Origin of the sequence: Haloarcula salinisoli (assembly GCF_019599405.1) — an archaeon.
GTDB classification, from domain to species: domain Archaea; phylum Halobacteriota; class Halobacteria; order Halobacteriales; family Haloarculaceae; genus Haloarcula; species Haloarcula salinisoli.
On sequence record NZ_RKLQ01000001.1, the window covers coordinates 1,449,716 to 1,474,989 of the forward strand.

Annotated in this window: 28 protein-coding genes; 12 read left to right on the forward strand and 16 right to left on the reverse strand. The window is 65.1% G+C overall.

Going from position 1 to position 25,274, the window contains the following annotated elements:
• Window positions 1–2: 2 nt before the first annotated feature.
• A complete protein-coding gene (locus tag EGD98_RS07525; RefSeq protein WP_220587721.1) occupies window positions 3–1,022 on the forward strand; it encodes an amidohydrolase family protein in 1,020 nt (339 codons plus the stop codon).
• Window positions 1,023–1,079: 57 nt separating this feature from the next.
• A complete protein-coding gene (locus tag EGD98_RS07530; RefSeq protein ID WP_220587722.1) occupies window positions 1,080–1,538 on the forward strand; it encodes a universal stress protein in 459 nt (152 codons plus the stop codon).
• Here EGD98_RS07530 and EGD98_RS07535 read toward each other — a convergent pair.
• From EGD98_RS07535 to EGD98_RS07555, 5 genes are all read right to left on the reverse strand, one after another.
• Entirely contained in the window at window positions 1,533–2,474 is a 942-nt protein-coding gene (locus tag EGD98_RS07535; RefSeq protein ID WP_220587723.1) for a biotin--[acetyl-CoA-carboxylase] ligase, read from the reverse strand. The genes EGD98_RS07530 and EGD98_RS07535 overlap by 6 nt on opposite strands.
• A gap of 36 nt (window positions 2,475–2,510) precedes the next feature.
• Window positions 2,511–3,173: a DUF6517 family protein gene (locus tag EGD98_RS07540; protein ID WP_220587724.1), complete on the reverse strand. Its 663-nt coding sequence runs from the start codon at window positions 3,171–3,173 to the stop codon at window positions 2,511–2,513.
• Window positions 3,174–3,265: 92 nt separating this feature from the next.
• Window positions 3,266–5,119, reverse strand: a complete 1,854-nt coding sequence (locus tag EGD98_RS07545) for an acetyl-CoA carboxylase biotin carboxylase subunit (protein ID WP_220587725.1) — start codon at window positions 5,117–5,119, stop codon at window positions 3,266–3,268.
• Between the two features lie 94 nt (window positions 5,120–5,213).
• On the reverse strand, window positions 5,214–6,764 hold the full coding sequence (locus EGD98_RS07550) for an acyl-CoA carboxylase subunit beta (RefSeq protein ID WP_220587726.1): 1,551 nt from the start codon (window positions 6,762–6,764) through the stop codon (window positions 5,214–5,216).
• 80 nt (window positions 6,765–6,844) lie between these two features.
• A complete protein-coding gene (locus EGD98_RS07555; RefSeq protein WP_220587727.1) occupies window positions 6,845–7,318 on the reverse strand; it encodes a hypothetical protein in 474 nt (157 codons plus the stop codon).
• Window positions 7,319–7,467: 149 nt separating this feature from the next.
• Here EGD98_RS07555 and EGD98_RS07560 point away from each other — a divergent pair, with 149 nt between their 5' ends.
• Window positions 7,468–8,091 carry a uracil-DNA glycosylase family protein gene (locus tag EGD98_RS07560; RefSeq protein WP_220587728.1) on the forward strand — a complete coding sequence of 208 codons (624 nt, stop codon included), beginning with the start codon at window positions 7,468–7,470 and terminating at the stop codon, window positions 8,089–8,091.
• Between the two features lie 7 nt (window positions 8,092–8,098).
• Here EGD98_RS07560 and EGD98_RS07565 read toward each other — a convergent pair whose 3' ends face one another.
• Window positions 8,099–8,887 carry a helix-turn-helix transcriptional regulator gene (locus EGD98_RS07565; protein ID WP_220587729.1) on the reverse strand — a complete coding sequence of 263 codons (789 nt, stop codon included), beginning with the start codon at window positions 8,885–8,887 and terminating at the stop codon, window positions 8,099–8,101.
• A 227-nt stretch (window positions 8,888–9,114) separates the two neighbouring features.
• Between EGD98_RS07565 and EGD98_RS07570 the strand changes: the two genes are divergently transcribed.
• Window positions 9,115–10,053: a DMT family transporter gene (locus EGD98_RS07570; protein WP_220587730.1), complete on the forward strand. Its 939-nt coding sequence runs from the start codon at window positions 9,115–9,117 to the stop codon at window positions 10,051–10,053.
• Window positions 10,054–10,098: 45 nt separating this feature from the next.
• On the forward strand, window positions 10,099–10,518 hold the full coding sequence (locus EGD98_RS07575; protein WP_220587731.1) for a DUF555 domain-containing protein: 420 nt from the start codon (window positions 10,099–10,101) through the stop codon (window positions 10,516–10,518).
• Window positions 10,519–10,562: 44 nt separating this feature from the next.
• Here the strand turns inward: EGD98_RS07575 and EGD98_RS07580 are convergent, their stop codons facing one another.
• Window positions 10,563–10,799 carry a UPF0058 family protein gene (locus EGD98_RS07580; RefSeq protein ID WP_220587732.1) on the reverse strand — a complete coding sequence of 79 codons (237 nt, stop codon included), beginning with the start codon at window positions 10,797–10,799 and terminating at the stop codon, window positions 10,563–10,565.
• A gap of 175 nt (window positions 10,800–10,974) precedes the next feature.
• Here EGD98_RS07580 and EGD98_RS07585 point away from each other — a divergent pair, with 175 nt between their 5' ends.
• On the forward strand, window positions 10,975–11,385 hold the full coding sequence (locus EGD98_RS07585) for a translation initiation factor IF-2 subunit beta (protein WP_220587733.1): 411 nt from the start codon (window positions 10,975–10,977) through the stop codon (window positions 11,383–11,385).
• A gap of 8 nt (window positions 11,386–11,393) precedes the next feature.
• On the opposite strand, the gene EGD98_RS07590 is transcribed toward EGD98_RS07585, so the two are convergent.
• The 5 genes from EGD98_RS07590 to EGD98_RS07610 all read right to left on the reverse strand — a co-directional run bounded on the left by EGD98_RS07590 (window position 11,394) and on the right by EGD98_RS07610 (window position 15,839).
• Window positions 11,394–11,573 (reverse strand): DUF7836 family putative zinc-binding protein, encoded by a 180-nt coding sequence (locus EGD98_RS07590; protein ID WP_220587734.1) that lies wholly within the window; start codon window positions 11,571–11,573, stop codon window positions 11,394–11,396.
• 59 nt (window positions 11,574–11,632) lie between these two features.
• On the reverse strand, window positions 11,633–12,616 hold the full coding sequence (locus EGD98_RS07595; RefSeq protein ID WP_220587735.1) for a transcription initiation factor IIB: 984 nt from the start codon (window positions 12,614–12,616) through the stop codon (window positions 11,633–11,635).
• 146 nt (window positions 12,617–12,762) lie between these two features.
• Window positions 12,763–14,790: a DUF7282 domain-containing protein gene (locus EGD98_RS07600; RefSeq protein WP_220587736.1), complete on the reverse strand. Its 2,028-nt coding sequence runs from the start codon at window positions 14,788–14,790 to the stop codon at window positions 12,763–12,765.
• A 368-nt stretch (window positions 14,791–15,158) separates the two neighbouring features.
• Window positions 15,159–15,464 carry a DUF8036 family membrane protein gene (locus EGD98_RS07605; protein ID WP_220587737.1) on the reverse strand — a complete coding sequence of 102 codons (306 nt, stop codon included), beginning with the start codon at window positions 15,462–15,464 and terminating at the stop codon, window positions 15,159–15,161.
• 99 nt (window positions 15,465–15,563) lie between these two features.
• Window positions 15,564–15,839 (reverse strand): ArsR/SmtB family transcription factor, encoded by a 276-nt coding sequence (locus tag EGD98_RS07610; protein ID WP_220587738.1) that lies wholly within the window; start codon window positions 15,837–15,839, stop codon window positions 15,564–15,566.
• 191 nt (window positions 15,840–16,030) lie between these two features.
• On the opposite strand from EGD98_RS07610, the gene EGD98_RS07615 reads away from it, so the two are divergent.
• Complete coding sequence (locus EGD98_RS07615) at window positions 16,031–16,468, forward strand: hypothetical protein (protein ID WP_220587739.1); 438 nt, start codon at window positions 16,031–16,033, stop codon at window positions 16,466–16,468.
• A 193-nt stretch (window positions 16,469–16,661) separates the two neighbouring features.
• On the opposite strand, the gene EGD98_RS07620 is transcribed toward EGD98_RS07615, so the two are convergent.
• Together EGD98_RS07620 and EGD98_RS07625 are read right to left on the reverse strand one after the other, a co-directional pair.
• Complete coding sequence (locus tag EGD98_RS07620; RefSeq protein WP_220587740.1) at window positions 16,662–17,480, reverse strand: DUF4397 domain-containing protein; 819 nt, start codon at window positions 17,478–17,480, stop codon at window positions 16,662–16,664.
• Between the two features lie 78 nt (window positions 17,481–17,558).
• Window positions 17,559–17,843, reverse strand: coding sequence for a DUF357 domain-containing protein (locus tag EGD98_RS07625; RefSeq protein WP_220587741.1), 285 nt, complete (start codon window positions 17,841–17,843; stop codon window positions 17,559–17,561).
• A 108-nt stretch (window positions 17,844–17,951) separates the two neighbouring features.
• Here EGD98_RS07625 and EGD98_RS07630 point away from each other — a divergent pair, with 108 nt between their 5' ends.
• Window positions 17,952–18,998 (forward strand): NAD(P)/FAD-dependent oxidoreductase, encoded by a 1,047-nt coding sequence (locus tag EGD98_RS07630; protein ID WP_220587742.1) that lies wholly within the window; start codon window positions 17,952–17,954, stop codon window positions 18,996–18,998.
• 391 nt (window positions 18,999–19,389) lie between these two features.
• Complete coding sequence (locus EGD98_RS07635; protein ID WP_220587743.1) at window positions 19,390–19,578, forward strand: hypothetical protein; 189 nt, start codon at window positions 19,390–19,392, stop codon at window positions 19,576–19,578.
• Window positions 19,579–19,727: 149 nt separating this feature from the next.
• Here EGD98_RS07635 and EGD98_RS07640 read toward each other — a convergent pair whose 3' ends face one another.
• Window positions 19,728–21,251: an aldehyde dehydrogenase family protein gene (locus EGD98_RS07640; protein WP_220587744.1), complete on the reverse strand. Its 1,524-nt coding sequence runs from the start codon at window positions 21,249–21,251 to the stop codon at window positions 19,728–19,730.
• A gap of 169 nt (window positions 21,252–21,420) precedes the next feature.
• Between EGD98_RS07640 and EGD98_RS07645 the strand changes: the two genes are divergently transcribed.
• Window positions 21,421–22,143: a helix-turn-helix domain-containing protein gene (locus tag EGD98_RS07645; RefSeq protein ID WP_220587745.1), complete on the forward strand. Its 723-nt coding sequence runs from the start codon at window positions 21,421–21,423 to the stop codon at window positions 22,141–22,143.
• Between the two features lies 1 nt (window position 22,144).
• On the opposite strand, the gene EGD98_RS07650 is transcribed toward EGD98_RS07645, so the two are convergent.
• The gene (locus tag EGD98_RS07650; protein WP_220587746.1) at window positions 22,145–22,972 is read right to left on the reverse strand and encodes a proline dehydrogenase family protein; all 828 of its coding nucleotides are present in this window, start codon (window positions 22,970–22,972) and stop codon (window positions 22,145–22,147) included.
• Between the two features lie 168 nt (window positions 22,973–23,140).
• Between EGD98_RS07650 and EGD98_RS07655 the strand changes: the two genes are divergently transcribed.
• Together EGD98_RS07655 and EGD98_RS07660 are read left to right on the forward strand one after the other, a co-directional pair.
• Window positions 23,141–24,358 carry an ABC transporter substrate-binding protein gene (locus EGD98_RS07655; RefSeq protein ID WP_220587747.1) on the forward strand — a complete coding sequence of 406 codons (1,218 nt, stop codon included), beginning with the start codon at window positions 23,141–23,143 and terminating at the stop codon, window positions 24,356–24,358.
• 7 nt (window positions 24,359–24,365) lie between these two features.
• Entirely contained in the window at window positions 24,366–25,274 is a 909-nt protein-coding gene (locus tag EGD98_RS07660) for a branched-chain amino acid ABC transporter permease (RefSeq protein WP_220587748.1), read from the forward strand.

Sequence of the window (25,274 nt, forward strand, 5' to 3'; positions counted from 1 at the left end):
GTATGATTATCGAGGGTATCGTCCTCCGCGGGCGCGAGTTCGAGCCTGTCGAGGGCCGCGTCGTCGTCGAGGACGGTGAGATAGCCGCCGTCGAGGAAGCCAGCGTCGACGGGACCGCCATCGTCTGCCCGGCCTTCGTCAACGCCCACACCCACATCGGCGACTCCATCGCGAAGGAGGCCGGCGAGGGGCTCTCGCTTTCGGAACTGGTCGCCCCGCCAGACGGGCTGAAACACCGCCTCCTCCGGGCGGCCGACCGCGAGGAACTGGTCGCGGCGATGGCCCGGTCGCTGTCGTACATGGAGCAGTCCGGGACCGGCGCGTTCGTCGAGTTCCGCGAGGGCGGTGTCGACGGGGTGGAAGCCATCAGGGCCGCGCTGGAGGGGCCGGACCTGGAGAGCGTCGTCCTCGGTCGGGAGACGGTCGAGGCGATGGAGCGGGCCGACGGGTTCGGGGCCAGCGGTGCCAACGACGCGGATTTCGTCGCGGAACGCCGGGCGACACGAGAGGCCGGGAAGCTCTTTGGCATCCACGCGGGCGAGGTCGACAGCTCCGACATCAACCAGGCGCTGGACCTCGACCCGGACTTCCTGGTCCACATGGTCCACGCCGAGGAGCTACACATGGACCGGGTCGCCGACAGCGAGATACCCGTCGTCGTCTGCCCGCGGTCGAACTGTACCACCGGCGTCGGCCAGCCGCCCGTCGAGGCGCTGACTACACGCACGACGGTCGCGCTGGGGACCGACAACGTCTTTCTCAACAGCCCGTCGATGTTCCGCGAGATGGCCCTGACCGCGCAGCTGTACGACCTCTCGGCTCGCGAAATCCTCCGGATGGCGACGGTCAACGGCGCCGAAATCGCCGGGATAGACGGTGGCCTCGTCGAGGCGGGCCAGCCCGCTCGGCTCTGCGTGCTCGACGGCGATTCGGACAACCTCTGTGGCGTCCACGACCCGGTGCGGGCCGTCGTCCGCCGGGCTGGGACCGCCGACGTGGAGCGGGTCGTGCTGGCTGGGTAAAGAGTGGTGTGGTAGCACATACCAACTACTATGCTGTCGGCCGGCCTACAGTAGCGTATGTACGACCGGATACTGGTGCCGACGGACGGGTCACCCAGCATGCAGTCGGTCGTGGACCACGCGACGGAACTCGCCGCCGTCCACGACGCGACACTCCACGGGCTCTACGTCGTGGATACCGGCAGCTTCGCCACGCTCCCGGTCGAGACGACGTGGGACGGCGTGACGGAGATGCTGCGGGAAGAGGGCGAACTGGCGCTGTCGGAGTTCACCGAGCGGGCCGGTGACGCACCCGTCGAAACCGCAATCATGAACGGCAATCCGAGCAGCGAAATCGTCGAGTACGCCCGGGAACACGACTGTGACACAATCGTCATGGGAACCCACGGGCGGGGTGGCATCGACAGACTGCTGCTGGGGAGCGTCGCAGAGCGCGTCGTGCGCGCCGCCCCGATTCCGGTGGTAACGGTGCCGATCAGCGAGGGCGAGACGGACGTCGAAGCCGCTCGCTCATAACGGTCGAAGGTGGTCGCAGTCGCCTGCTGCGACGGTGACGCGTTCCTCGCCGGTGTCGACGACGAGCGAGCCCGGATACTCGATGTCGACGGCCTCGCCGACGACCTCGCCGTCCGGGGTGTCGATGCGGACCTCGCGACCGAGTGTCGAGGCGTACTCGCGCCACTCGTCGAGGATAGCCTCGGGGTCGGTGCCGACAGTGTCGAACGTCTCCAGCACCCGCTGGGTGAACCGTCGTCGGTCCACTGGCTCGCCCCGGATCGCCGAGAGACTCATCGCGTCGGCCTCGCTCGGCAGGTCGTCGGGGTCGACGTTGGCGTTGATACCGATGCCGACGACCACCCACGAGACGCGGTCGGCCTCCCCCTCCATCTCCGTGAGGATACCCACCAGTTTCCGCTCCTCGCCGTCGACCTCGACGAGTACGTCGTTAGGCCACTTGATGACCGCTTCGACGCCGGCCTCGCGGGCCGCACGCGTGACCGCGACGGCGGCCGCCAGCGTAAACACCGGCGTCCCCGCCATCGGCACGTCGGGGCGAAAGAGGACCGACAGCCAGATACCGCCACTGGGTGAGTGCCAGGTCCGGTCGAGCCGGCCGCGCCCGCCTGTCTGTTCGTCGGCCAGCACCACGACGTCGGTCGCGCCCTCGCCAGCGAGTTCCCGGGCGCGCGCGTTCGTGCTCGGGATGGCGTCGTGGTACTCTATCTCGAAGGGTGCGTCGAGTTCGTACGCCACGGCCGGCCCGCCGAAATCTGGGACCCCACTGAGGAGGTACCCGTCGTCCTCGCTCGTGATGGTAAACCCCGCCTCCCGGAGCGCCTCGACGTGTTTCCAGACCGCCGCGCGGGAGACGTCGAGTCGCGACGCGATATCCGGCCCGGAGACCGGCCCGTCGGCGATAGCAGAAAGCACCTGCTCGCGTGTCTCGTGCATAGCCCCCACTTTTTCCGGTGTCCTAAAAAACGCGTGTCATCGCGTGCCGGTGTGGCCCCGTTTATGCTCGACCCTGCGGACGAGGGCGTCGGTGTCACCGTCCGTCGCCGAGAGCTCGGCCCCGTTCATCCCCCGGATACCGATGGCGACGACGTAATCCCCCTCGTGTTGGACTTTCGCGACGCTGACGACCACGTCGTGACTGGTCTCGTTATCGTCGACCATCGTCGCGTTGAACACCCGCACGTCTGCCTCTTTCCCGAGCATCGTGACCTGTCGTGTCTCCCGTTCTTCGACGTCGGTCAGGTTCTCGTACTGGTCGAACTGCCCCGAGAACTCCGTCAGGAGGTCCCGCTGTGACCAGTCCGCGACCGGATTCATCTCCTCCCCGAACAGCCGGACCTGGGGCGAGCTGACGACGGCGAAGGCGGCCCCCGGCGAACCGTCCGCGGTCCGGTTGACGTACAGCTCCGCGTGGTTCGAGACCGTCACTTCCCGCTCCTGGCCGGCGGCTTCGACCGACCGTGTGACGTTCTGTGTCTCGGTGGTGTTGTGGGTGTAGGCCAGTTCGTCCGCCTCGTTCACGCTCGCCTCACCAGCGACGAATCTCGTCTCCTCCTGCAGGAGCAACCCCGTACAGCCCGCAACCGACAGGAGCACGCAGACCGCGAGGACCGCACCGGTCCGTCTGAGTCTCATCTTCAGGAACTCTACCGGTGACTGTTATAGGGTTTTTGAGACGCAGATGGAATCGCAGGACGTGACAGCGAGAACGGGTGAACGCGAGGGCGCTACTCGGAGCCGATGACAAAGAGCAGGTCGCCCATGTCGACGGAGTCGCCCTCGCCGATGGCGACCTCGTTGACGACGCCGCCGCGTTCGGCGACGATGTCGTTTTCCATCTTCATCGCTTCGAGGACACAGAGCACGTCCCCGGCCCCTATCTCGTCGCCCTCGTCGACGCTCACTTCGAGGATGGTGCCCTGCATCTCCGCGGTGACCTCCTGGCCCTCCGCGCTGGAGCCGCCACCGCCACCGCCGCCACCGGAGCCGCCACCGCCGGCGCTTGGCCGCTGCGGGCCGTCGCCGCCCGACGTGTCGACGTCGCCGACGTTTATCGGCGGGGCGCCGTGTTCCTCCAGGTCCACGTCGAAGCGCTTGCCGTTGACCTCGACGGTGAACTCCCGCTCGACGACCTCCTCCTCGTCGCCCTCGCTGGGTTCGGTCTCCGTGCCCCACTTCTCCTGGGCGGCCTCGATGCGGGACTTCTCCAGGGTCTCGTCGAGGTACTTCGTCGTGTGGGTGGAGTTGACGAACTCCTCGTCGGTGAGCATCAGCCGGTGGAAGGGGATGACGGTGGGGAACCCCTCGACGTCGAACTCCGCCAGCGCGCGTTTCCCGCGGGCGATGGCCTCGTCCCGGTCGGCGCCGTAGACGATGAGCTTCGCTATCATCGAGTCGTAGTCGGTGACGAGTTCGTCGCCCTGGCGCAGGGCGTCGTCCATCCGGACGCCGATGCCACCGGGTGGGTCGTACACCTCCAGCTCGCCGCTCTGTGCCGGCGCGAAGTCCTTCGCCGCGTTCTCGGCGTTGATGCGGAACTCCATCGCGTGACCCTCGATTTCCACCTCGTCTTGCTCGAATGACAACAGCTCGTCCTGGGCGACCCGTATCTGCCACTTGACGATGTCGATGCCCGTTATCTCCTCCGTGACGCAGTGTTCGACCTGGATGCGGGTGTTCACTTCGAGGAAGTAGAAGTTCGTGTCGGGGCCCAGTACTTCGTCGGGCCCGCGCTCGGGGTCCTCCTCTACGAGGAACTCGACGGTCCCGGCGTTGTAGTACTCGGCCTCCCGAACTCCTCGACGGGCGGCCTCACCGATCTTCTCGCGGAGCTCGTCCGAGAGGGCGGCCGACGGGCCTTCCTCGATGACCTTCTGGTGGCGCCGTTGCAGCGAGCAGTCACGCTCGCCGAGGTGGCGGACATTGCCCTCGTGGTCGGCGATAATCTGGACCTCGATGTGGCGTGGGTTCTCCAGGTAGCGTTCGAGATAGACCGAGTCGTTCGAGAAGTACGCCTCGCCCTCGCGTTTGGCCGATTCGAGTTGCTCCTCGGCCTCGTCGGGGGTGTGGACGATCTTCATCCCACGGCCGCCACCGCCGCCCTCGGCTTTGATGGCGACGGGGTAGCCGTTCTCTTCGCCGAACTCTTTGACCCGCTCGGGGTCCTCGATTGGGTCGGTCCCGGGGACGATCGGCACGTCGGCCTCCTGCATAATCGCCCGGGCTTTCGTCTTCTCGCCCAGCTTCTCCATGGCGTCGCCGGCGGGGCCGATCCACGTGAGGCCGTCGGCGGCTTCGACCTTGCGGGCGAAATCCGCGTTCTCGGCGAGGAAGCCGTAGCCGGGGTGGATGGCGTCGGCGTCGGCCTGCTGGGCCGTCTCGATTATCTGGTCCTGATCGAGATACGAGTCGGCGGCCCGTGCCGGCCCCACGTTGTACGCCTCGTCGGCGTAGCGAACGTGGCCGGCGTGTTTGTCCGCCTCAGAGTAGACCGCAACTGTCCCGATGCCCAACTCGTCGCAGGCCCGCATGACGCGCACCGCGATTTCCCCGCGGTTGGCGACGAGCACCTTATCAAACATACACGCTCATACCGAGACTCGCCTCATAAAACTAGGCGGATTCACAGCCGACCCGGCGACCCACGAGGGTAGCGACCGCCCGGCCGGACACTCACTACAGCGGGATGTTGCCGTGTTTCCGGTCGGGCTGGTCTTTGCGCTTGCCCCGCAGGAGTTCGAGGTCCGAGATGAGCCGCGGCCGGGTCTCAGCGGGTTCGAGCACGTCGTCGACGAAGCCCCGTTCGGCGGCGATGTAGGGGTTGGCGAAGGCGTCGCGGTACTCGTCGATGAGCTGCTGGCGGCGGGCCTCGACGTCCTCGGCGTCTTTCAGCTCGTCGCTGTAGAGGACGTTGACCGCGCCCTGGGGCCCCATCACGGCGATCTCGGCCATCGGCCAGGCGTAGTTCATATCCGCGCCGATGTGTTTCGAGGCCATCACGTCGTAGGCGCCGCCGTACGCTTTCCGGGTGATAACTGTCAGTAGCGGCACCGTCGCCTCGCTGTAGGCGTAGAGTAGCTTCGCGCCGTGGGTGATGATACCGTTTTTCTCCTGGTCCTTGCCGGGCATGAAGCCGGGCACGTCGACGAAGGTGACGATGGGGATGTTAAAGGCGTCACAGAAGCGGACGAACCGGGCGCCCTTCTTCGAGGCGTCGATATCGAGCGTCCCGGCGTTGACCCGTGGCTGGTTGCCGACGACGCCGACCGAGTGGCCGTCGAGTCGAGCGAAGCCCGTGACGATGTTCCGGGCGAAGTCCTTCCCGACCTCGAAGAAGGAGTCTTCGTCGAGGACGCTCCCGATGACCTCGGTCATATCGTAGGGCTTCTGTGGGGCGTCGGGGACGGTGTCGACCAGGCTCTCGTCCCGCCGTTCGGGGTCGTCCCAGGGCTCGACGCGGGGCGGGTCCGCGACGTTGTTCGGCGGGAGATAGGAGAGCAGGTAGCGGATGTCGTCCAGCGCATCCTTCTCGTCGGCCGCGGTGAAGTGTGCGACCCCCGACTCGGTGGCGTGGGTCGTGGCCCCGCCCAGTTCGTCGAAGCCGACCTCCTCGCCGGTGACCGTCTCGATGACGTCCGGCCCGGTGATGAACATGTGGCTGGTCTCCTCGACCATGTAGACGAAGTCGGTGATGGCCGGGGAGTACACCGCGCCGCCCGCACACGGTCCCATGATGGCCGAAATCTGGGGGACGACGCCGCTCGCTTGCTGGTTTCGATGGAAGATATCGGCGTAGCCCGCAAGCGAGTCGATACCCTCCTGGATTCGCGCGCCCGCGGAGTCGTTGAGCCCGATGATTGGCGCACCGTTCTCGATGGCCTTGTCCATCACTTTGCAGACCTTCTGGGCGAAGGCCTCACCGAGCGAGCCGCCGAAGACGGTGAAGTCGTGGGCGAAGACGTAGACGCGCTCGCCGTTGACCTTCCCGTAGCCGACGACGACGCCGTCGCCGGGGACGTGGTTGTCCTCCATGTCGAAGTTCGTCGAGCGGTGCTCCCGCAGCGCGTCTATCTCGACGAACGAGCCGTCGTCGAGGAAGTAGTCGATACGCTCGCGTGCGGTGAGTTTCCCCTTCTCGTGTTGGGACTCGATACGCTCCTCGCCACCGCCCTTCTCGGCCGCTGCCTTGCGCTCGCGGAGGTCCTCGATGCGGTCCTCGTGGCTCATCTGGTATCACCGTACTGGGACCTGTTCATGTCCCTTCCGTAGGGGCCGGGTGAGAAAAGCGTTGCCCGGGGTCGGAATCGCTACTCGGTCCCGAAAAACGGGCTGCGTGGGTGGGTGAGCGCGAACACGAGCACCGCAGCGACGACGAACGCGGCTCCCAGCACAGGCAGTTGCCCCCACGGGAGTTCGACCGGCTCGGGGCCGAAGCCGAACGCGGGGTCCGCCCGGGTCTGACCCAGTAGCAGCCAAACGCCGATTGTGAAGAGGACTGTCGGGACGTATCTGTGTGCTATCTCTCCGGGCCCCGAAGTCCGGGTCGGTGTCTGCGTCACGGGGTCAGCCGCGCTGGTCTCGGATTCCGAGTCGGACCCCTCGTACCACCCGGCGTACCACCCAACATACAGCACCACGACACCGAGTGCAGCGACGGCGATTCCGGCCTGTCGGTTCCCAACGGGGAGGTCGAGCCACGCGGAAGGGACAAAAGACAGCACAATTCCGGCAATGATGAGGAGTGAGGGGAGGTTACCGAGCGCCGAATCGAGGACCTTCATACCGCAGGGTTTCGCGCGGATTAATGTAAATTGTGCGATAGTACTTGGACGGGCCGGACGAGCGTCTCTCCAGCGTCGAACTGTAGCATCGAAGCGGAACAATGGCCGAAACCGTCGGAGTTTTGCCGACCTCCCCCCTCACACCGTCCGTGAAGAACATCACGGCAACACTGCACAACCCCTTTGGCTTCGAGGCGCCGTGTGAGCCGTTCGTCCCGGGGTACGGTGACGCCAACGCCGACTTCCACGTCATCGGTGACAACCCCCGCGTCCACGGCGGGACCGACTCCGGCATCCCCTTTACCGGGACACCGGCCGCCGAGCGGCTCCAGGGGGCGCTCGTGGCGGGCGGCTTGCTCTCCGAGACCGGCACACCCCCGACCGTCGAGAAGACGTACCTCTCCTATCTGTACATGTGTGGAGACCGCGACCCGACCGAGGGCGACTACGCGGACCACGAGCCGCTGCTGGATACAGAAATCCGGGCCATCACCTCCCACGTCCTGTTCCCGGTCGGCGAGCGGGCGACGAGACACGTCTTCGCGAACATGACCCCCGAGCGCGCCGACGACGTCGATATGGAACGGCTCCACGCGACGGAGGTCCGGGGCAGCGGCTGGCTGGTCTACCCCATCAAGGAGCCGGCCGACTGGACCGACGCCGACGAGGACGCGCTGGTAGCCGCGCTGACGGCCCTGCTGGCGACGGACTACCGACAGGAGGCGGAGCTCGGACGGTTCCTGCCCAACGACGACGTCTGGCGGGTGCGGTGAGCCAGGGTCACGGCTCGAGGGCGTCTGGGGTCAGCGGCTCCGAGTGCACGCGGTAGTGTTCGTAGCGCCGCTCGGCCCACTCCCTGACCGCGTCGTCGGTCGTATCGACCGAGGCCTGCACCACGCCCCGGTCGTCCCGGACCAGAATGTTGACCACGTCGTCAGCGATGGTAACCGCCACCGGGATGTCGTCCTCGGCCACCCGGACGCCGGCCGACGGGGCCGAGACCACGCGGCGAAGACGTTCCCGGAGCGTATCGTCGGCGACCAGTGAGTCGACGGCGCCCCGCGTCAACACTGCCTCGAACTCCTGGTCTCCGAGCCGGTCCGCGACGACCGAGAGGCTCTGGTCGTTGAGGGCATGGGAGAAGGCCGTCACCGACGCCGCCTCCCGCATCAGTCCGAGCAGTCGCTGGAGCGGCGCGTTCGGCCGCGTCTCGGAGGGCGTGACGATTGTCGCCTCGGCCAGGTGGCGGAGGTCGAAATCCATCGACTCGGTCGGCAGGTACGCGACCACGTCGCGCAGCTCTCGCTCGGCCGCCATCACGTCAAGGAGGGCCCGAAACCCCTCGGCGACGAGTCGACCGGTCGCCGTCGCAGCGTAGGCCCCCTCGGTCCGCCGGACCCACTCGCGGTCCTCGAAGTCGCCGAGAATCCGACCCAGCGTCGCCTGTGAGGCCCCCGTCGTCTCGGCCAGCTCGGACCGACTCCGGCGACCCTCCGCGAGGGACTCGAGCACGGTGACCCGGTTGGGCGAGAGCGCGAGGAACTCTATCTCGGAAAGCGTCTCCTCCATACCGCTCGGTGACCGGCCCGATACAAACCGTTTTCGTGTCGTGAAATCCTTGCACGCCATGAAATCGAGGGGGTAGGCTGTTAGTTCTCGGTCGACGTGTAAGGATTTCTGAACGGACCTATACCGTTGCCCACCGTAGGAGGAAGTACAATGGAACAGTCGCCCTCACTCGGTTTCCTGGTGAAGTATCCCAGCCCTTCCACCCACATCCTGGAGGTAGTATAATATTGGTATCACGAAAAACCATCCTGCTCGGTGCGCTGGTGAGCGTCCTCTTTGGCGGGACCTTCGTCGCAACGAAAGCGGGATTGGCACAGTTCCCGCCGCTGCTGTTCGTTGCGCTTCGTTACCACGTCGCCGCGGTCGTACTGGGAGCCTACGTCCTCCTCACGCGCTCGGGCGCAGCGCTGCGTCCGGGGCGAGACGATATCGCCGGCATTCTCGCGACCGGCCTCGTCGTACTCGGCCTGACGAACGCGCTCCTGTTCGTGGGCCAGGCGGACGCGACCAGCGCCGTCGGTGCCATCCTCTTCAGCCTCAACCCGATTCTGACGCCCGTCTTCGCCGCCGTGTTGCTGGCCGACGAGCGGCTCTCCCCGCGGGGCGCGGTCGGGCTCGCCGTCGGACTCGTCGGCGTCGCACTGGTCGTCGACCCCGACCCGGCGATGTTCACCGACGGTGGCATCGGCAAGCTGTTGCTCTTTGGCGGCGCGGTCACCGGCGCGCTGGGCAGTGTCCTCATCCGCCGGAGCGGCGGGACCCTCGACAGCACCGTCCGAACGGCGTGGGGTCTGCCGGTCGGTGCGGTGTTCTGTCACGCCCTCAGCCTCGGCGCGGGCGAATCCGTCGCCGCGATTCAGTGGGGCCTCCCGGCCGTGCTCGCACTCGGGTACGTCGGCGTCTTCGCCGGGGCCGTGGCCTACGTGGCCTACTTCGGGCTGCTCGACCGCGCCGGCGCGACCCACGGCAACCTCGTGTTCTACGTGGTCCCCGTCGTCTCGACGCTGGGCGGGTGGGCGCTGCTGGGCGAGACTATCGCACCGATGGCCGGCGTCGGCTTCCTGGTCGTCTTCGCCGGGTTCGCTATTCTGGGCAGCGAGTCCATCTCCCTGCCGTTCTCGGACGAACCGCCCCGTCGTAACACCGACTACGTCGACGCCGACTAGTCAGCCGGGCGAACCTTCTTAGTATTGGCCAGTGAACATACTGCCATGGACTGCAGAGTTGTCGTCGAGGCTGCCGTCCCGGTTTACGACGTGGGCACGGCCGACGAGGCCGTCCGCATCGCCATCTCGAAGACTGGCGAGATGCTCAACCCGGACCTGAACTACGTCGAGATCAACATGGGTGAGCGCGTCTGTCCCCACTGCCACGAGCAACTCGAACCGGCCTTCATCGCGGCCGACGAGAGCCTCGTCGCGCTCGAACTGGAGATGACGGTGTTCAACGTCGAGCGCGACGAACACGCGTCCCGCATCGCGCGCAAGGAGATCGGGCAGCGACTGACGAACATCCCTCTCGAAATCGTGGAGATAGAGCGGCTACCCGACGAAGAAACGGACACGAGCGAGGAAAGCGAGGCGTCGAAAGGGGACGTACTCCCCGAGTTCGAGGAGCTTATCGACGAGTGACCTCTGGCTACGCGGGTAGCTGACGGAAGTGGAGAAATCGAATCTTAGTCCGCGGCGGCAGAAACCGGCTCTTTCTCCTCGGCGGTCATCTCCGAGGTGATACCGTTCGCGATAGCAAAGACGGCGGCCTTGTGGTCTGTCTTCGACTTGTGAATCGATGTCGGCTTGACGCCCAGTTCGGCGTACTCGTCGTGTTCCACCTCGGAACCCGACTCCGCTTCGTAGTGGTTCTGTACTTGTGCAAGCAGGCCGTGAAGGTGAATAAGCTCCTGCTTCTTCATGGTCACCCTCTGCTAGAAACCGAGGGGTTATAGTACTACTCTGAGGAGGGTTAACACACTTCCCCAACATGATAGAACGTGAAGAACAGGGCCGGAGATGCCGGAAATCAGGTGCCGGCTGGGAACCCCCTCCGAGCCTGAAAGGTTTTTCAGGACTGCCCGACGACCCCCGTGTATGGACTACGACGACATGCTCGACAGAGCGGCCAGCGAGACCTCCGAGGTTACCGGCACGGACGAACGACTCTCCGTCCCTGACCCGGACGTCCGTCAGGAGGGGTCGGTCACCGTCGTCGAGAACTTCCAGACGCTGTGTGACCGCCTCGGCCGGGAACCGACGCATCTGTTGCAGTTCTTCCAGCGGGAGGTCGGCACCAGCGGACACATCGACGAGAGCGGGCGTGCCCGGATAACCGGCGCCTTCGACGCGGGCCGCATCGGCGACGCTATCGAGGCGTACGTCGATGGGTTCGTCCGCTGTTCGGAGTGTGGCCTGCCCGATACGCGACTGGAGAAAGAAAACGGCGTGACGGTGCTGCGATGTGAGGCCTGCGGTGCCCAATCGGCCACGCCGAGCGAGGACTAGAAGCCGACTTACTGCAGTCCTTTTAACGTCTGTAGGTCGTGGTCTGTCCGGGTGAACACGGCGAGCCGACGGCTCGCGTGACAGTTCGGACAGTGGTAGACAGTGTCGTGGGTCGGAAGCTCCGAAGGGGCCGACTCCCAGTCCTTGTCACACTCCGGACAGCGCAGTCGCACATAGGCTTCTTCCATGTGTAACATTGACACTCACGGGAAATCACTAAAAGATTCCGTCGGCAGCGGTACCGAGACTACGCCGGAACGTCGTCGGCTTCGAGCAACTCCTTGTAGCGGTTCCGGATCGTGACCTCGGAGATGTTGGCTACGTCGCTGACCTCGCTCTGGGTTACCTTGTCGTTGGTGAGCAAGGCGGCCGCGTAGACGGCTGCGGCAGCGAGCCCGACCGGCGACTTGCCCGAAAGCAGGCCGGCCCGACGGGCTCGCTCGATGAGTTCCCGGGCTCGGCGCTCGGTCTCGTCGGTGAGGTCGAGGTCTGACACGAATCGCGGGAGGTACTGCTCGGGGTCGGCGGGCTGGACCTCGAGGTTCAGCTCCCGGACGATGTAGCGGTAGGTCCGTGTAAGCTCCATCTTATCGACCCGTGAGACGACGGCCATCTCGTCGAGCGACCGGGGGCTGCCTGCCATCCGTGCGGAGGCATACAGTGCAGCCGTCGCCACGCCCTCGATAGAGCGCCCCGGGAGCAGGTCGTCTCCCAGCGCCCGGCGGTAGATGACGCTCGCGGTCTCGCGGACGTTCTGGGGCAGCCCCAGCGCCGAGGCCATGCGGTCGATCTCGCCGAGGGCCTGCTTGAGGTTGCGCTCCTTGGAGTCACGGGTGCGGAACCGCTCGTTCCACGTGCGCAGGCGCTGCATCTTCTGACGCTGCTCGCTGGACAGGGAGCGCCCGTAGGCGTCCTTGTTCTGCCAGCCGATGTTGGTCGAGAGCCCCTTGTCGTGCATCATGTTCGTCGTCGGGGCGCCGACGCGGGACTTGCGGTCGCGCTCGGCGGAGTCGAAGGCGCGCCACTCCGGGCCGCGGTCGATGCTGTCCTCTTCGATGACGAGCCCGCAGTCCTTACAGACCGTCTCGCCGTGCTCGGTGTCCGTCGCGACGTTACCGCTGCACTCGGGACAGACGTCCTGCTGTTCTGTCTCCTGCTCGCTGGTCTCCTCGTTGACCTTCTCGTTCTGTGTTCGTTCCCTCGTGTTGCTGCGTACTGGTGATTCACTCATGATGGTTGGGGACCGGTCTTGCCTTATCCGTAATGTTCAAACATCGCTTACCGATTCTCTCTTACCTTTAGTTAGTCCGAAAAGTATATAAAGATTTCGTAGGTCGTGGTACCGAATCGCACTGCCAGCGACCGGTGGTTCCGAGGCTATCGCTGGCTGCGAACGGCGAGAAGCGCCGCGGCGACGAGCGCCATTAGCGCGACGATACCGGTGAAGCCGGGCCCGGAGCCGCCGGTCGTCTGGACCGCCGTGCCCTCGGTCATCGTCTCCGTCATCTCCTCGGTCATCTGGTCGCCGTCCATCTCGTTACCCATGTCACCGCCGTCCATCGTCTGGACGGTCACCGGTGCGGAGGCCACGACTGCGCCGGGTGCGAAGCTGGTCGCGTACGGACCGTCCGCGCTCCCGCCGCTCTCCTCGAAGGTGTAGGCCTCGTCACCGTCGGTGTCTCGGTGGGCCATCGGGACGAGCGTCGTGTTCTCGGAGAGGGGCTCGTCGAGGGTCACAGTGACGTTCTCGTGCGTGCCCGGGCCGAGGTACATCGACGTGCCGCGGATGCTGTCGAAGGTCGCACCCTCGAGCAGCGTCGCGTCGTGAATCGTCACGAAGCCGCCGTCCTGTAGCGTGACCGAATCGATGGTCACGCTCTCGCCGTCGCTGGACTGGGCCGCAAAGTCGATGTTGGCCTCGACGACGACCTCGGCGCTATCGACAACGGCGCCGTCGGCGTCGGTGTACGGACCGTCGTCCGCGCCGTCACTGGTCACGAAGTCGTACGTATCGTCGCCGTCCGTGTCGAAGTGTGGCATCGCGGTGAGTGCCTGGCTGCTGGTCAGTCGCTCGTCGAGCGCCACCGGGACGTCCTCGTGGACGCCCGCGGCGAGGTACTCGGAGGAGCCAACGACAGCGCCGGTCGGCCCGTGGATGGCGACGAAGCCGCCCTCGCTCATGTCCACGCTGTCGACCACGACGGCGTTCCCGCCGCTGAGCTGGGAGTCCATCGAAACGGTCGCCGAGACCGTCACCGCAGCGTTGTCGGTCACAGCACCGGTGCCGTCGGTGTATGGACCGTCAGCGCTGCCGTCGCTCTCGACGAAGGTGTAGCTCTCGTCCCCGTCGGTGTCCTTGTGGGGCATCGCGACGAGCGTGGTGTCGTTGGTCACCGCGCTGTCGAGCGAGACAGTCACGTCCGTGTGGTAGCCGGCTTCGAGGTACGTCGAGGTACCCCGAACGCTGTCGAAGGTCTCGCCGTCGTTCAGCGAGCTGTCGTGTATCGTCACGAAGCCGCCCTCGGGGACGTAGACGGAGTCGACCGTCACGGCGTTGCCGCCGGTGACCTGGTCGTTCATCGACGCCATGGCATCCTGACCCACCGTCACGGCGGCCGTATCGACGACGGCGCCGTCAGCGTTCGTGTAGGGTCCGTCGGTGGACGTGTTCTCCGGGAAGGTGTAGGCCTGGTTGTCGTCAGTATCCATGTGAGCCATCGGGACCAGCGTGGTGTTCTCGGTCACGGGGTCGTCCAGCGAGACGCGTACGTCCTCGTGGACGCCCGCGGAGAGGTACGTCGACGTCCCGCGGATGCTGTCGAGGACTGCACCCTCGTTGACCGAGGCGTCGTGAATCGTGACGAAGCCGCCCTCGCTCAGGACGACGCGGTCGACGACGACGCTGTCGCCGGTGGTCGGCTGGTCGGACATCGAGACGGTCGCCGACGGGGTGACGGTCGCGCTGTCGACGACCGCGCCGTCAGCGTTCGTGTAGGGACCGTCGACCCCGGCGTTCGAGGCGACGAACTCGTACGTCTGGTCACCGTCGGTCTCCTGGTGGGCCATCGCCGTGTAGCTCCCCTCGCTCACGGGGTCGGTGAGCGTCACGGTGACGTTCTCGTGCGTGCCCGGGCCGAGGTACTCGGAGGTACCCGCGACGCTGCCGAGCGTGTCACCGTCGGCCAGCGACGGGCCGTGGATGGTGACGTAGCCGCCCTCCGGCAGCGTCACCGAATCGACGGTGACGGTGTCGCCGCCGGTGGTCTGGTTCTCGAACGTGACACTCGCTGCGTCGGCCTGCTGTGCCAGTTCGGCGTCGGTTCCGGTCTCGGCCGCAGTCACGCCGGCGAGGCCGGAGGTGACGACGGTGAGTGCGATCAGTGCTGTAAGGATGCGTTTCCGCATACACTCATTTACCGATAGGTTGTAAAAAGGGATTTACCTAACTAGGGCCGGACTGTCACCCAATTTGCGCCAGATTTCCCCAGACGTGTAGCGATTTTTCCGAGCGTGCCGATGGGAAGGTAGACGCTCGGTATCGGATTGGAGTATAAAAATACGAGCGGACGTGGCGACGCGAATTCGGTATCGTTGTCCGTCGGCACTGCTCAATCCTGCGAGCCGCTTCGCGCCCACTGACCATCGCAGCGGCAAGGCCGCTGCTCAGTCCTGCGAGACGCTCCGCGTCTCGCAACCCTCGCGAACGCTCCGCGTTCGCTCAGTCCCAGTGGCCGCTTCGCGCCCACTGACCATCGCAGAGCCTTCGGCTCTGCTCAGTCCCACGTGATCCAGGCCAGAACCGCGAGCGCCACCGTTTCGAAGACGTGCAGCGCCATCATCGCCTGCCAGGCCGGGTCGGGGACAGCGGTGCTGAACCACGCCGAAAGCAGCGGGTCCAGCGAGTAGAAGTACATCGCGATAGCGTTCTCGCCGAGCAACAGCAGGGCAAAGAGGAGGAGCCCGAGCGTGTGCTTCGAGCGGATGTGGTAGTAGTTCCGACCCCACACGTAGATGAGCGCCAGCAGGAGGAGCATATTGAGCCCGACGGCGGCTCGTGCGAGGTCAATCCAGGCGACCATTGTTTCCTCCTTTCCCCCTCCCCCGGATATACTCTTTCCCAAATTCAACCATACTCACACGGATTTCTGTGGCGATTTCCCGAGCGTCGACAGTCCCTCTCATTCCGTACTCTCCATTATCTGTTCGACGGTGTCCCAGTAGTTGCGGACGCGGTCCGTCGGGAGGTACACCGCGCCGTAATCGTCCCCGCTGTCTGTGAGAATGTCGTTTTCCTCCAGCACGTCGAGGTGGTGTCGGACCGTCTTGTAATCGAGGTCCAGCTCCTCGGCCAGTCTGTTCGCGTTACGCGGCCGTTCGTCCAGCGCCCGCAGAATCCGGATGCGGTTCGCTCCGCCCCGCGTACTCGTCAGCACGTACCACAGGACGGCCTCCATCGGTGAGGGCAACTCGGGGTGGCCACGTAAGCCCACCGCCTCTGGGTCGAAACGGACAGTGACACCACACGATGGCCGGAGATATGGGTCGGTTCGCTCCCGCTTCTCACCCAGCGCAGCCACTGTGAACCACACCCGGTAACCAGATTTTAATTCCTGGCGTCTGTCACTTCGGTCGAGTGTCTTCTGCTATGAACAGGAGAGCGTTCCTGACCACGGGCGTCACCGTGACGCTGTTGGCAGGGTGTCTGGAAGGGGACAGCGGGTCCGCTGAAATCGCTATCAGTGGGGGATACGTCGAGCGACAGTCGAGTGGCGTTTTCGAGGTCGTGCTGGAACTGGAGCGAACAGGCGCGAGCGGCGAATACGCCATCAGTATCCAGCTCAGTGACGAGAGTGGAACCATCGTCAGGCGGCAGCTGTCGGACCAGGTAAACGAGGGGACTGACCGATGGAAGGCGACAAAGCGGATAGACCTCGCCGATATCGACGGAGTCAGTGAACTCGGAGCGGCGTACGAGGCGACCGCACAGGTGAAAGACAGTGACGCCGACACAGTGGAGTTGGAGAGACGCGAATCGTACGGAACCAGTTCGTCGGCCCGGCAAAGCGCGACGAGTGATGAGTAGGTGCGCCTCAGTCGGTGTCCAAGCCCGGGAGTGCGCTCCGTACGCTCTCGTACCAGTAGAGAAGGCGCCGCCAGCGTGCCGACGGCGTCCGCCCCTGAGGGAAAAGGCGGACAGTGGCGGAACTCTCAGGCGACCCGTTGGCCGCTTGCACCCCGGTCGGGCGACGACTGGCAGCCAGCCACACCCAGCCGTCTCAGTGGTCGGCGTCGTCGCTACGCCCGGCGTCTTCGGGCGGTCCGCGTCCCTCGCCGTCACCACGGCCGAACGGGGCGGCTTCTTCGTAGGCGGTCACCAGCTCGAACTCGGCATCGTCGGTGATAAAGCCCATGGCGAACACCGTCAGCACCTCGCCGTCACGCACTTCGACGTCGGTGGGACCGAAGACGGCCTCGTCGAGGTCCTCGTCGGCACCGGCCGGGAACACCGCGACCGAGTAGGTCCCTGCCTCGGCCTCGACGTTCTCGCCCGCCTCGCCGAACTCGATGTCCTCGGCGAGTGTCAGCACCGTCGCCCCGTCGTCGTCGACGACCCGCACGTCGACAGCGGGGGCGTCGGGCGACGCGTGGACGATACGGACGCGCCCGGTGTCCTCGTCGAGAACGCCGAGACTGTCCTCGTAGATAGCCACGCGGAACTCCTCGTCGCTCACGTCAGGGTCCAGTTCGCCGATAGCCGCGACGGTGTAGTCCTCGCCCTCGAAGGTGACGTCCTCTTGGAAGACGACCGTCTCGGCGTCGTCCGGGTCCTCCGCGTCGCTGGCGCCCGCGATAGTCACCTCGTAGGTGTCCGCGGGCAGTTCGAGGTAGCCGCTCACGGTCGTATAGGGCACGTCGGCGAGGACCTTCTCGTCGTCGACGAACACGTCGACGTTCGGCGCGTCCGGCGAGGCGTGGGCGACCCGCACCTTCGCGTCACCGTCGTCGCCCTGGGCGGCTGCGGTCCCGGAGCCGACCACCAGTACGGCTGTTCCCGCCCCGATACTCCGCAGTACACCGCGTCTTGTTGGCTTCATGATATAACCCAGGAGAACCAAAGGACTGATAGTACGTAAATCATTCCTAGATTCTAACTAGAATTGAGCTCCGTCCGCTCACTGCGTAAATAGGTGTCCCTCGGTCGGCACGTCGAAGAGGCCGATGCGGGCGCCCGCGTCCAGCCACGCGTGCCCGTAGGAGAACGCGGCCAGGGCGTTGACGAGGTCCTCTTCCTCGCGGAAGTGGCGGCCGTCCTCCAGATACGACGTCGCCATCTCCGCACACTCCATGGCGGCGTCGTGCATCGGCGTCCCCTCGGGTGGCGCGATATCGGCGGCGTCGACGGCCTCGGCGAGCAGTCCCTCGTAGCGGTCGGTCTTCTCATCGATGTCGGCTGGCATACGGGAAAAACCCGCGGCGGCGGCCTAATTCTACCGACTCGGCGCTCGTCTGTGCGCCCTCGCCACGACAGCGCAACCTACAAACCGAATCGTACCTAACCGGGAGCCATGACCGACGACGCTATCGAACACCGCCGACTCATCGTCGCGGGGACCGGTATCGCCGGACTCACCGCAGCCATCTACGCGGCCCGCTCGAACAACGACCCGCTCGTCCTGGAGGGCGACGAGCCAGGCGGCCAGCTCACACTCACGAGCGAGGTCGAGAACTACCCCGGCTTCCCGGAGGGACTGTCGGGGCCGGACCTCATCAACAAGATGAAAGAGCAGGCCTCGCAGTTCGGGTCGGACCTGGAACACGGCATCGTCACGGCCGTCGAGGGCGACGAGCGTCCGTTCCGCGTCGAACTCCGGGACGGCACCGTCTACACCTGTGACGCGTTCATCGCCGCCTCCGGCGCCAGTGCCCGCACGCTAGGGGTTCCCGGCGAGGACGAGCTGATGGGCTACGGCGTCTCGACCTGTGCGACCTGTGACGGCGCGTTCTTCCGTGGCGAGGACATGCTCGTCGTCGGCGGTGGCGACGCGGCCATGGAGGAGGCCCACTTCCTCACGAAGTTCGCCGACACCGTCTACATCGCCCACCGCCGCGAGGAGTTCCGCGCCGAGGACTACTGGATCGACAAGGTCGAGAAGAAGGTCGAGTCCGGCGAGATAGAGATTATGCGCAACACCGAGCTGCTGGAGATACACGGCTCCGCCGAGGACGGCGTCGACCACGTCACGCTCGCGCAAAACAACGATGGGTACCCCTCCGAAAACCTCGACGAGGACGGGACCGAGACGTTCGACTTCGACGTCGGCGCCGTCTTCATGGCTATCGGCCACACGCCAAACACCGACTATCTGGAGGGCACGGATGTCGAGCTGGACGAGACGGGCTACATCGTCGCGAAGGGCGGCAAGGGCGGCGGCCAGACCGCGACGGACGTGGAGGGTATCTTCGGTGCCGGCGACGTCGTCGACTACCACTACCAGCAGGCCGTGACGGCCGCTGGGATGGGCTGTAAAGCCGCTATCGACGCCGACGAGTACCTCGAAGACCTGCCCGAGGTCGAGGCGGAGTCCGAAGCCGCCGCGGAAGCCGACGACTGATACTGCAGTTGTAGCCTCGCTTTTCCGCAGGAGCGGTGTACGCTGTGCGTTCTGCTACGATTGGAGTGCGAGACACAGAGCGCGTCGTCGGCACTGCGAAACGACCAGTGTGACGCCCGCTGCCGGCAAGCGACAGTAATAACCGCTTTTATTTCATATTTGAGCCGCCAAAAAATTAATGTGTGCATGAACTGAGTACAACCCGTATGGCACATTGTCCCGGCTGTGGGAACACAGTCTCGACCGCTGGAGACGTTACGTTCACGGAGATGAATGAAGACGAAGGGCTTTCCATTACTTTTGGAATGGATAGCAGTTACTTCATCATGAGTTGCGGACAGTGTAACCGAATGTTGGGTGGCGGCGTCGGATCCTATGGTGCGGGGTAATAATGCACAGTAACGAAACTACGTGTCCCAGTTGTGAGGCGTCAATCACGGCCGACAACGATGTCGAGTTTATCGAAATAGATACAGAGGGGACGGAAATGTTTTCGCTCGGCGCGCCGACGAAGATGTACGTGATTGCCTGTGGGAACTGCGAGGTTATACTCGGCGGCGGCGTCGGTATTGCGAGCTAACCGGCGCAATCGGCCCCTCGGGTGGTACGTACCGCACGAGCGCGGGTCAGTCGGCGCCGCGGCAGTCCACCCACCCACAGGCCTCACAGACCGGGGCGCCGTCCCGGGGGTGCATACGCGCCTCGCAGCGAGCACAGACGGTGACGGTTTCAGTCATCGTCCTCGGTGATGATATCGGCCGACAGCCCCTGGGCCATCTGAATCTCCTTTGAGTTGTTCAGCGTCCAGGCGGTCCGGTCGGTGACGGCCTCGATTATCTCGCGGGCCGAGGGGTAGCCGTTGCCCGATTTCTTCACGCCGCCGAAGGGGAGCTGGACCTCCGCGCCGATACACGGAAGATTCCCGTAGGCCAGCCCGAGTTCGGCGTGGTCGCGGTAGTAGTTTATCTGGCGGTAGTCCTCCGAGACGATGGCCCCGGCCAGCCCGTAGTCGGTGTCGTTCTGAATCTCGACGGCGCGCTCGATGTCGCCGTCGTACGGAAGCAAGGCGACGTGGGGGCCGAAGACCTCCTCTTGCGTACAGCGGAGGTCGGCGTCGGGGTCGGCCTCGTAGACGAACGGGCCGACCCAGTGACCGTCCTCGTGCCCGTCGGGAATCTCGTCGGCGTCTAGCTCTGTGCGGTCGACCAGCACCTCGACGCCCTCCTCGCGGGCGAGGTCGCGGTACTCGGTCACTTTCTCCTTGTGCTCGCCCTCGATGAGCGGCCCCATGAACGTGTCCTCCTGCAGGGGGTCACCCACGGCGACCGAACTCGCCGCGTCGACGAACCGCTCCTTGAACTCGTCGTAGACGTCCCTGTGGACGATGATGCGCTCCGAGGAGACACAGCGCTGGCCGGTGGTCTTGAACGAGGACATCACGGCCGAGTGGACGGCGATGTCCAGGTCGGCTTCCTCGGTGATGACGACGGCGTTTTTCCCACCCATCTCGCAGGCCGCGCGCTTGCCTGACTCGCCGCCGACCGAGTCGGCTATCTGGTGGCCGACTTCGGCCGACCCGGTAAAGAGCACCGTGGGCACGCGGTCGTCGTCGACGATAGCGGCCCCGGCGTCGCCGAAGCCCTGGACCATGTTGAACACGCCCTCGGGGATACCGGCGTCTTCGAACATCTCCGCGACGATCTGGGCACACCAGGGCGTCTGTTCGGCGGGCTTCCAGACGACGGTGTTGCCCTCGACCAGCGCGACAGCCATGTGCCAGTAGGGGATGGCGATGGGGAAGTTCCACGGCGTGATACAGCCGGTGACTCCCCGTGGCTTGCGTCGCATATAGGCGTCCTTGGCTGCGATTTCGGATGGGATGATGTCGCCGCTCGGGTGGCGGGCGTCGCCGGCGGCCCACTCGACCATGTGGGCGGCCTCGACCACGTCGGCTTTCCCTTCGCTGATCTCTTTCCCGCACTCCTTGGTGACGATTTCGCCCAGTTCGTCGGTCCGCTCCCGGAGTTCGTGGTAGACGTCCCAGAGGTACTCCGCGCGGTCGATGCGGGAGAGTTCGCGCCACTCCCCGTAGGCCTCGTCAGCGGCCGCGATGGCCTCGTCGACATCCGCCGGTGTCCCTCGCTGGAACTCGCCCAGTGACTCGCCCGTCGCCGGGTTCTCGCTCTCGAACGTCTCGGTGCTGTTGCCGGTCACCCACTCACCGTCGATGTAGTGTTGGTACGTCTCTGCCATTGGTCCACATACGAACGTCCCAGTCCAAAATACCCGTCCGACCATGGACGGGAACCGAGAATAAGGGGGCATTCGGGCCCACAGGGACCGTTTTTCGGCCCACCCGACCATGGTCGGGTGTAATTTGGTAGACCAACACATGGAAGCACTTACAACGTGAATTGTACCTATGGCCGCGATTGACCAGACCACCACGACGTGGCTCACCCTCGACCTGTGGCATCCGAACTGCTGGGCTATCAAGGCGACCGGAGAGACTACCGGTGGCGTGCTGGCCCACTCCATCTACACCTCGCCGAAGACAGACGGGAACCACAGCGGGAAGGTAAAGGGGCTGTTCACCGCGTTCGCCGACGACGAACCGGCGGTAAACGACCTGCTGGACGCGATTCGGGACTCCGAGCACGCCGGCGAGCTCTCCGAGCTCCAGGAACGCTTCGGACGCGAACGCAACGCCCCCGGGAACGTGGTCCGGGAGTTCTTCCTCGAGTACGACCCCGACGACATGGTGTGTCCGACCCTGCTGGAACACGGCTTCGTCCACAACGCCCCGGTCCGCATCGAGAACGGGCGCGAGGAGTGGCAGGTCTGTTTCGTGGACGAACGCTCCCAGATAGACGACGCGCTGGAGCGGGTTCGCGAGCAGGCCGGCGCGGAGGTCACCGTCGACTCCATCACCACGGGCGAGGCCGCCGCAACCACCGCCCGGGACCAGCGACTCGACACGCTCACCGCCAAACAGCGGGACGTGTTCGAACACGCACGCGAGGCGGGCTACTACGAGTGGCCACGGCAGTGTGACACGCGCGAACTGGCAGACGACCTCGGCGTCTCGAAGACCACGCTGCTGGAACACCTCAGAAAAGCCGAAGCGAAGCTGCTGGACCCGTAGATCAGGAACCGACCACGGCACGGAGCGCGAACAGCGCGTTCTGCTTGCGCTCGCGGATACGCCGGTAGAAGTAGGAGAACCATTTGCTGCCGTAGGGGATGTACTGGTACACCTCGTACTCCTCGGCCAGTTCGAACTGGGCGCTCTCGCGTACGCCCGTGAGCATCTGAATCTCGAAGGGGGTGCCGTGTTCCTCGTGGAGCTCCCTGGCGAGGTCTGTCATCGCGGGGTCGTGGCTCCCGACGGCGATACCGTCGTCGAATTCCTCGAACATGTAGGTCAGGTACTCCCGATACATCTCGTCGACTTTCGACTTCTCCGTGTAGGCAATCTCGGCCGGCGGGTCGTACGCTCCCTTCACGAGTCTGACCTTCCCCGGACAGTCGGCCAGCCGTTCGAGCGTCTCGCCGGTCCGCCTGAGGTTCGCCTGCACGCAGACGCCGACGTTTCCGTCCGTCTCGCGGGCGTGGCGCTCGAAGGCGTCGAGGGTCACGTCGACCGTGTCGTGGTCCTCCATATCGACCCAGACGAAGCAGTCGGCGGCCTCGACGATGCGTGCGAGGTTCTCCTCGAAGGCGTCGTCGCCCACTTCGAGCCCGATCTGGCTCGGCTTGACCGAGATACACCCATCGAGGTCCCGGCGGGCCAGCCCCTCGGCGAGGTCGATGTACGCCTCGGCGTCGGCGTCAGCGTCCGCGCGGTCCTCGTAGTGTTCGCCCAGCAAATTGAGGATGCCTTTCACGCCCCGTGCGTTCAGCTCCTCCACGTGGTCCAGCGCTTCCGCGGCAGTCTCGCCGGCCACGAAGTTGTTCGCTATGGGGGGTATCATACACTGTCACACGCGCCAGACCATCGTATATCCGGACCCTACCAAATATTTCTGACATTTTGTGTTCGAAACCAACGGACAAAGGCCGGAAATCCTCATGAAATTATGCCCGACCGACCATGGTAGGGGCACCATTGAGGCGCATCTATGATGACCATTGAACTACCCATGCGAGAATATACCACGAACGGGATAGACCGACGGACCATGCTGAAACTGACCGGCGGTGTCGGAATCGCCGGCCTGGCCGGCTGTAGTGGTTCCTCAGGTGACGAGGCGTACAACATCGGGATGGTCGACGCCCAGACGGGGTCGCTGTCGGCTTTCGGCGAGCGCAACCAACGCGGGAAAGACCTCGCCCTCTCGGCGGTCAATGAGGTCGGTATCGGCGGCAGCGAGCTACAGGTCACCGTCGAGGACTCCGGCAGCGAGAACCAGGGTGGCATTTCGGCCGCCCAGAAGCTCGTCAACCAGGACGGCGTCCCGTTCCTCATCGGAGCCGTCGGCTCGGGCGTCTCGCTGGCTATCTACGAGAGTGTCGTGGAAGGGACCGACGTGGTCCAGCTTTCCCAGAACTCTACCGGCCTCGGACTGACCGACTTTCCGGAGCTCCTCCGAATGTCACCGCCGGGGAGCACGCAGGCGACCGCCCTCGCGGACATCATCGCCGAGGACGGCTACGACAGCGTCGCGCTCACGTACGTGAACAACAACTACGGCCAGAGCCTGGCCGAGGCCTTCACGAACGCCTGGGACGGCGATGTCGCCTACAACAACTCTCACGACCAGGAACAGCAGTCTTACTCCAGTGTTATCTCGGAGATGAACAACGCCAGCGCGGACGCATGGCTGTTTATCACCTACCAGGCGGAGTTCTCCACGATGGTCAACGAGATATTCTCGAGTGGCTACGAGGCCCAGCTCTACGGCGCGGACTCCGTCTCGGGCGAGAACGTTCTCGAGAACACCCCCGACGGGAGCATGGAAGGGATGAAAATCGTCGTTCCCTCGGCCCCCGTAGAGGAGCAGAACTACCAGGACTTCGCCTCGACGTTCGAGGAGGAGTACGGTCAGGCCCCGACCTCGTGGGCGGCCTACGCCTACGACTGCGTCATCAACGCGGCGCTGGCCATCCAGGCTGCGGACTCCTTTACCGGGGCCGCGCTTGGCGAAGTCGTCCGCGACGTCAGCCGGCCGGAGGGTGAGCAGGTCACCTCCTTCGAAGCGGCGAGCGATATCCTCTCGGACGGCAGTCCGAGCGACGTGGACTATCAGGGCGTCAGCGGTCCCATCGACTTCGACGAGAACGGTGACCCAGTCGGCTTCCTGCAGGTTCTCGAGGTCCAGGACCACAGTTACCAGGGCGTCGACTTCATCAGTTCCTGACCGACCGATGGTACTCGACCTACTCGCCAGCGGGCTGGTCTTCAGCAGCATCATCGTACTCGGCAGTATCGGTCTGTCGCTGGTGTACAGCATCGCGAACTTCGCGAACTTCGCCCACGGCGACACGATGACCATCGGCGCCTACACGTCGCTGGTCACCTTCGGCGCCGTCGGCGGGCTCGGCGGGTCGGTCCTCGGATTGCCCTTCGGCTTTTTCGTCGCGTTGCTCGCCGGCATAGCCGTGGCCGCACTCGTCGCGGTCGTCACGGAGAAGCTCGTCTACGACGGGATGGACCTGGACTCCATCGGGCTGCTCATCGTCTCTATCGGGCTGGCTTTCATCTACCGCGCGGTCATCCAACTGGGCTTTAGCGCCCAGTCCACACGGTACGGGATTCAGGCACTCCGCCCCATCGAGGCGTTGCTGCCGTACGGGGTTCGGGTCACCCAGCACGACGTGGCCATCGTCGTCTCCGCCGCCGTGCTGGTCACCGGCCTGCACGTTCTCCTGCAGTACAGCGACCTCGGCCGGAAGATGCGAGCGATGGCCGACAACCCGGACCTGGCCCGCGTCAGCGGTATCCGGACCGACCGTATCAAGCTGTGGACCTGGGTCATCGGCGCCGGACTCGCCGGTGCCGGCGGTGCGTTCCTCGGGCTGTACAGCCAGCTCACGCCCCGAATGGGCTTTAACCTCCTCTTGCTCATCTTCGCCGCGGTCATCCTCGGCGGCATCGGCTCCGTCTACGGCGCGATGCTCGGCGGCTTCCTCATCGGGGTTATAAACCAGATGACGCCGCTGTTGTCCCAGATAGGCATCCCCATCGGCATCGAGTACGCCGACGCGATAGCCTTCGTCATCATGGTGGTCGTGTTGCTGTTCCGACCGAACGGTATCGCCGGGGAGGCGACCTGA

Coding starts and splice junctions, on each gene's coding strand:
- EGD98_RS07645 (WP_220587745.1), top strand. CDS start 21,421: ATGGCCGCGATTGACCAGACCACCACGACGTGGCTCACCCTCGACCTG.
- EGD98_RS07575 (WP_220587731.1), top strand. CDS start 10,099: ATGGACTGCAGAGTTGTCGTCGAGGCTGCCGTCCCGGTTTACGACGTG.
- EGD98_RS07620 (WP_220587740.1), bottom strand. CDS start 17,480: ATGAAGCCAACAAGACGCGGTGTACTGCGGAGTATCGGGGCGGGAACA.
- EGD98_RS07635 (WP_220587743.1), top strand. CDS start 19,390: ATGCACAGTAACGAAACTACGTGTCCCAGTTGTGAGGCGTCAATCACG.
- EGD98_RS07605 (WP_220587737.1), bottom strand. CDS start 15,464: ATGGTCGCCTGGATTGACCTCGCACGAGCCGCCGTCGGGCTCAATATG.
- EGD98_RS07655 (WP_220587747.1), top strand. CDS start 23,141: ATGCGAGAATATACCACGAACGGGATAGACCGACGGACCATGCTGAAA.
- EGD98_RS07590 (WP_220587734.1), bottom strand. CDS start 11,573: ATGGAAGAAGCCTATGTGCGACTGCGCTGTCCGGAGTGTGACAAGGAC.
- EGD98_RS07535 (WP_220587723.1), bottom strand. CDS start 2,474: ATGCACGAGACACGCGAGCAGGTGCTTTCTGCTATCGCCGACGGGCCG.
- EGD98_RS07625 (WP_220587741.1), bottom strand. CDS start 17,843: ATGCCAGCCGACATCGATGAGAAGACCGACCGCTACGAGGGACTGCTC.
- EGD98_RS07595 (WP_220587735.1), bottom strand. CDS start 12,616: ATGAGTGAATCACCAGTACGCAGCAACACGAGGGAACGAACACAGAAC.
- EGD98_RS07530 (WP_220587722.1), top strand. CDS start 1,080: ATGTACGACCGGATACTGGTGCCGACGGACGGGTCACCCAGCATGCAG.
- EGD98_RS07640 (WP_220587744.1), bottom strand. CDS start 21,251: ATGGCAGAGACGTACCAACACTACATCGACGGTGAGTGGGTGACCGGC.
- EGD98_RS07610 (WP_220587738.1), bottom strand. CDS start 15,839: ATGGAGGCCGTCCTGTGGTACGTGCTGACGAGTACGCGGGGCGGAGCG.
- EGD98_RS07615 (WP_220587739.1), top strand. CDS start 16,031: ATGAACAGGAGAGCGTTCCTGACCACGGGCGTCACCGTGACGCTGTTG.
- EGD98_RS07585 (WP_220587733.1), top strand. CDS start 10,975: ATGGACTACGACGACATGCTCGACAGAGCGGCCAGCGAGACCTCCGAG.
- EGD98_RS07545 (WP_220587725.1), bottom strand. CDS start 5,119: ATGTTTGATAAGGTGCTCGTCGCCAACCGCGGGGAAATCGCGGTGCGC.
- EGD98_RS07550 (WP_220587726.1), bottom strand. CDS start 6,764: ATGAGCCACGAGGACCGCATCGAGGACCTCCGCGAGCGCAAGGCAGCG.
- EGD98_RS07555 (WP_220587727.1), bottom strand. CDS start 7,318: ATGAAGGTCCTCGATTCGGCGCTCGGTAACCTCCCCTCACTCCTCATC.
- EGD98_RS07600 (WP_220587736.1), bottom strand. CDS start 14,790: ATGCGGAAACGCATCCTTACAGCACTGATCGCACTCACCGTCGTCACC.
- EGD98_RS07565 (WP_220587729.1), bottom strand. CDS start 8,887: ATGGAGGAGACGCTTTCCGAGATAGAGTTCCTCGCGCTCTCGCCCAAC.
- EGD98_RS07525 (WP_220587721.1), top strand. CDS start 3: ATGATTATCGAGGGTATCGTCCTCCGCGGGCGCGAGTTCGAGCCTGTC.
- EGD98_RS07580 (WP_220587732.1), bottom strand. CDS start 10,799: ATGAAGAAGCAGGAGCTTATTCACCTTCACGGCCTGCTTGCACAAGTA.
- EGD98_RS07540 (WP_220587724.1), bottom strand. CDS start 3,173: ATGAGACTCAGACGGACCGGTGCGGTCCTCGCGGTCTGCGTGCTCCTG.
- EGD98_RS07630 (WP_220587742.1), top strand. CDS start 17,952: ATGACCGACGACGCTATCGAACACCGCCGACTCATCGTCGCGGGGACC.
- EGD98_RS07660 (WP_220587748.1), top strand. CDS start 24,366: ATGGTACTCGACCTACTCGCCAGCGGGCTGGTCTTCAGCAGCATCATC.
- EGD98_RS07650 (WP_220587746.1), bottom strand. CDS start 22,972: ATGATACCCCCCATAGCGAACAACTTCGTGGCCGGCGAGACTGCCGCG.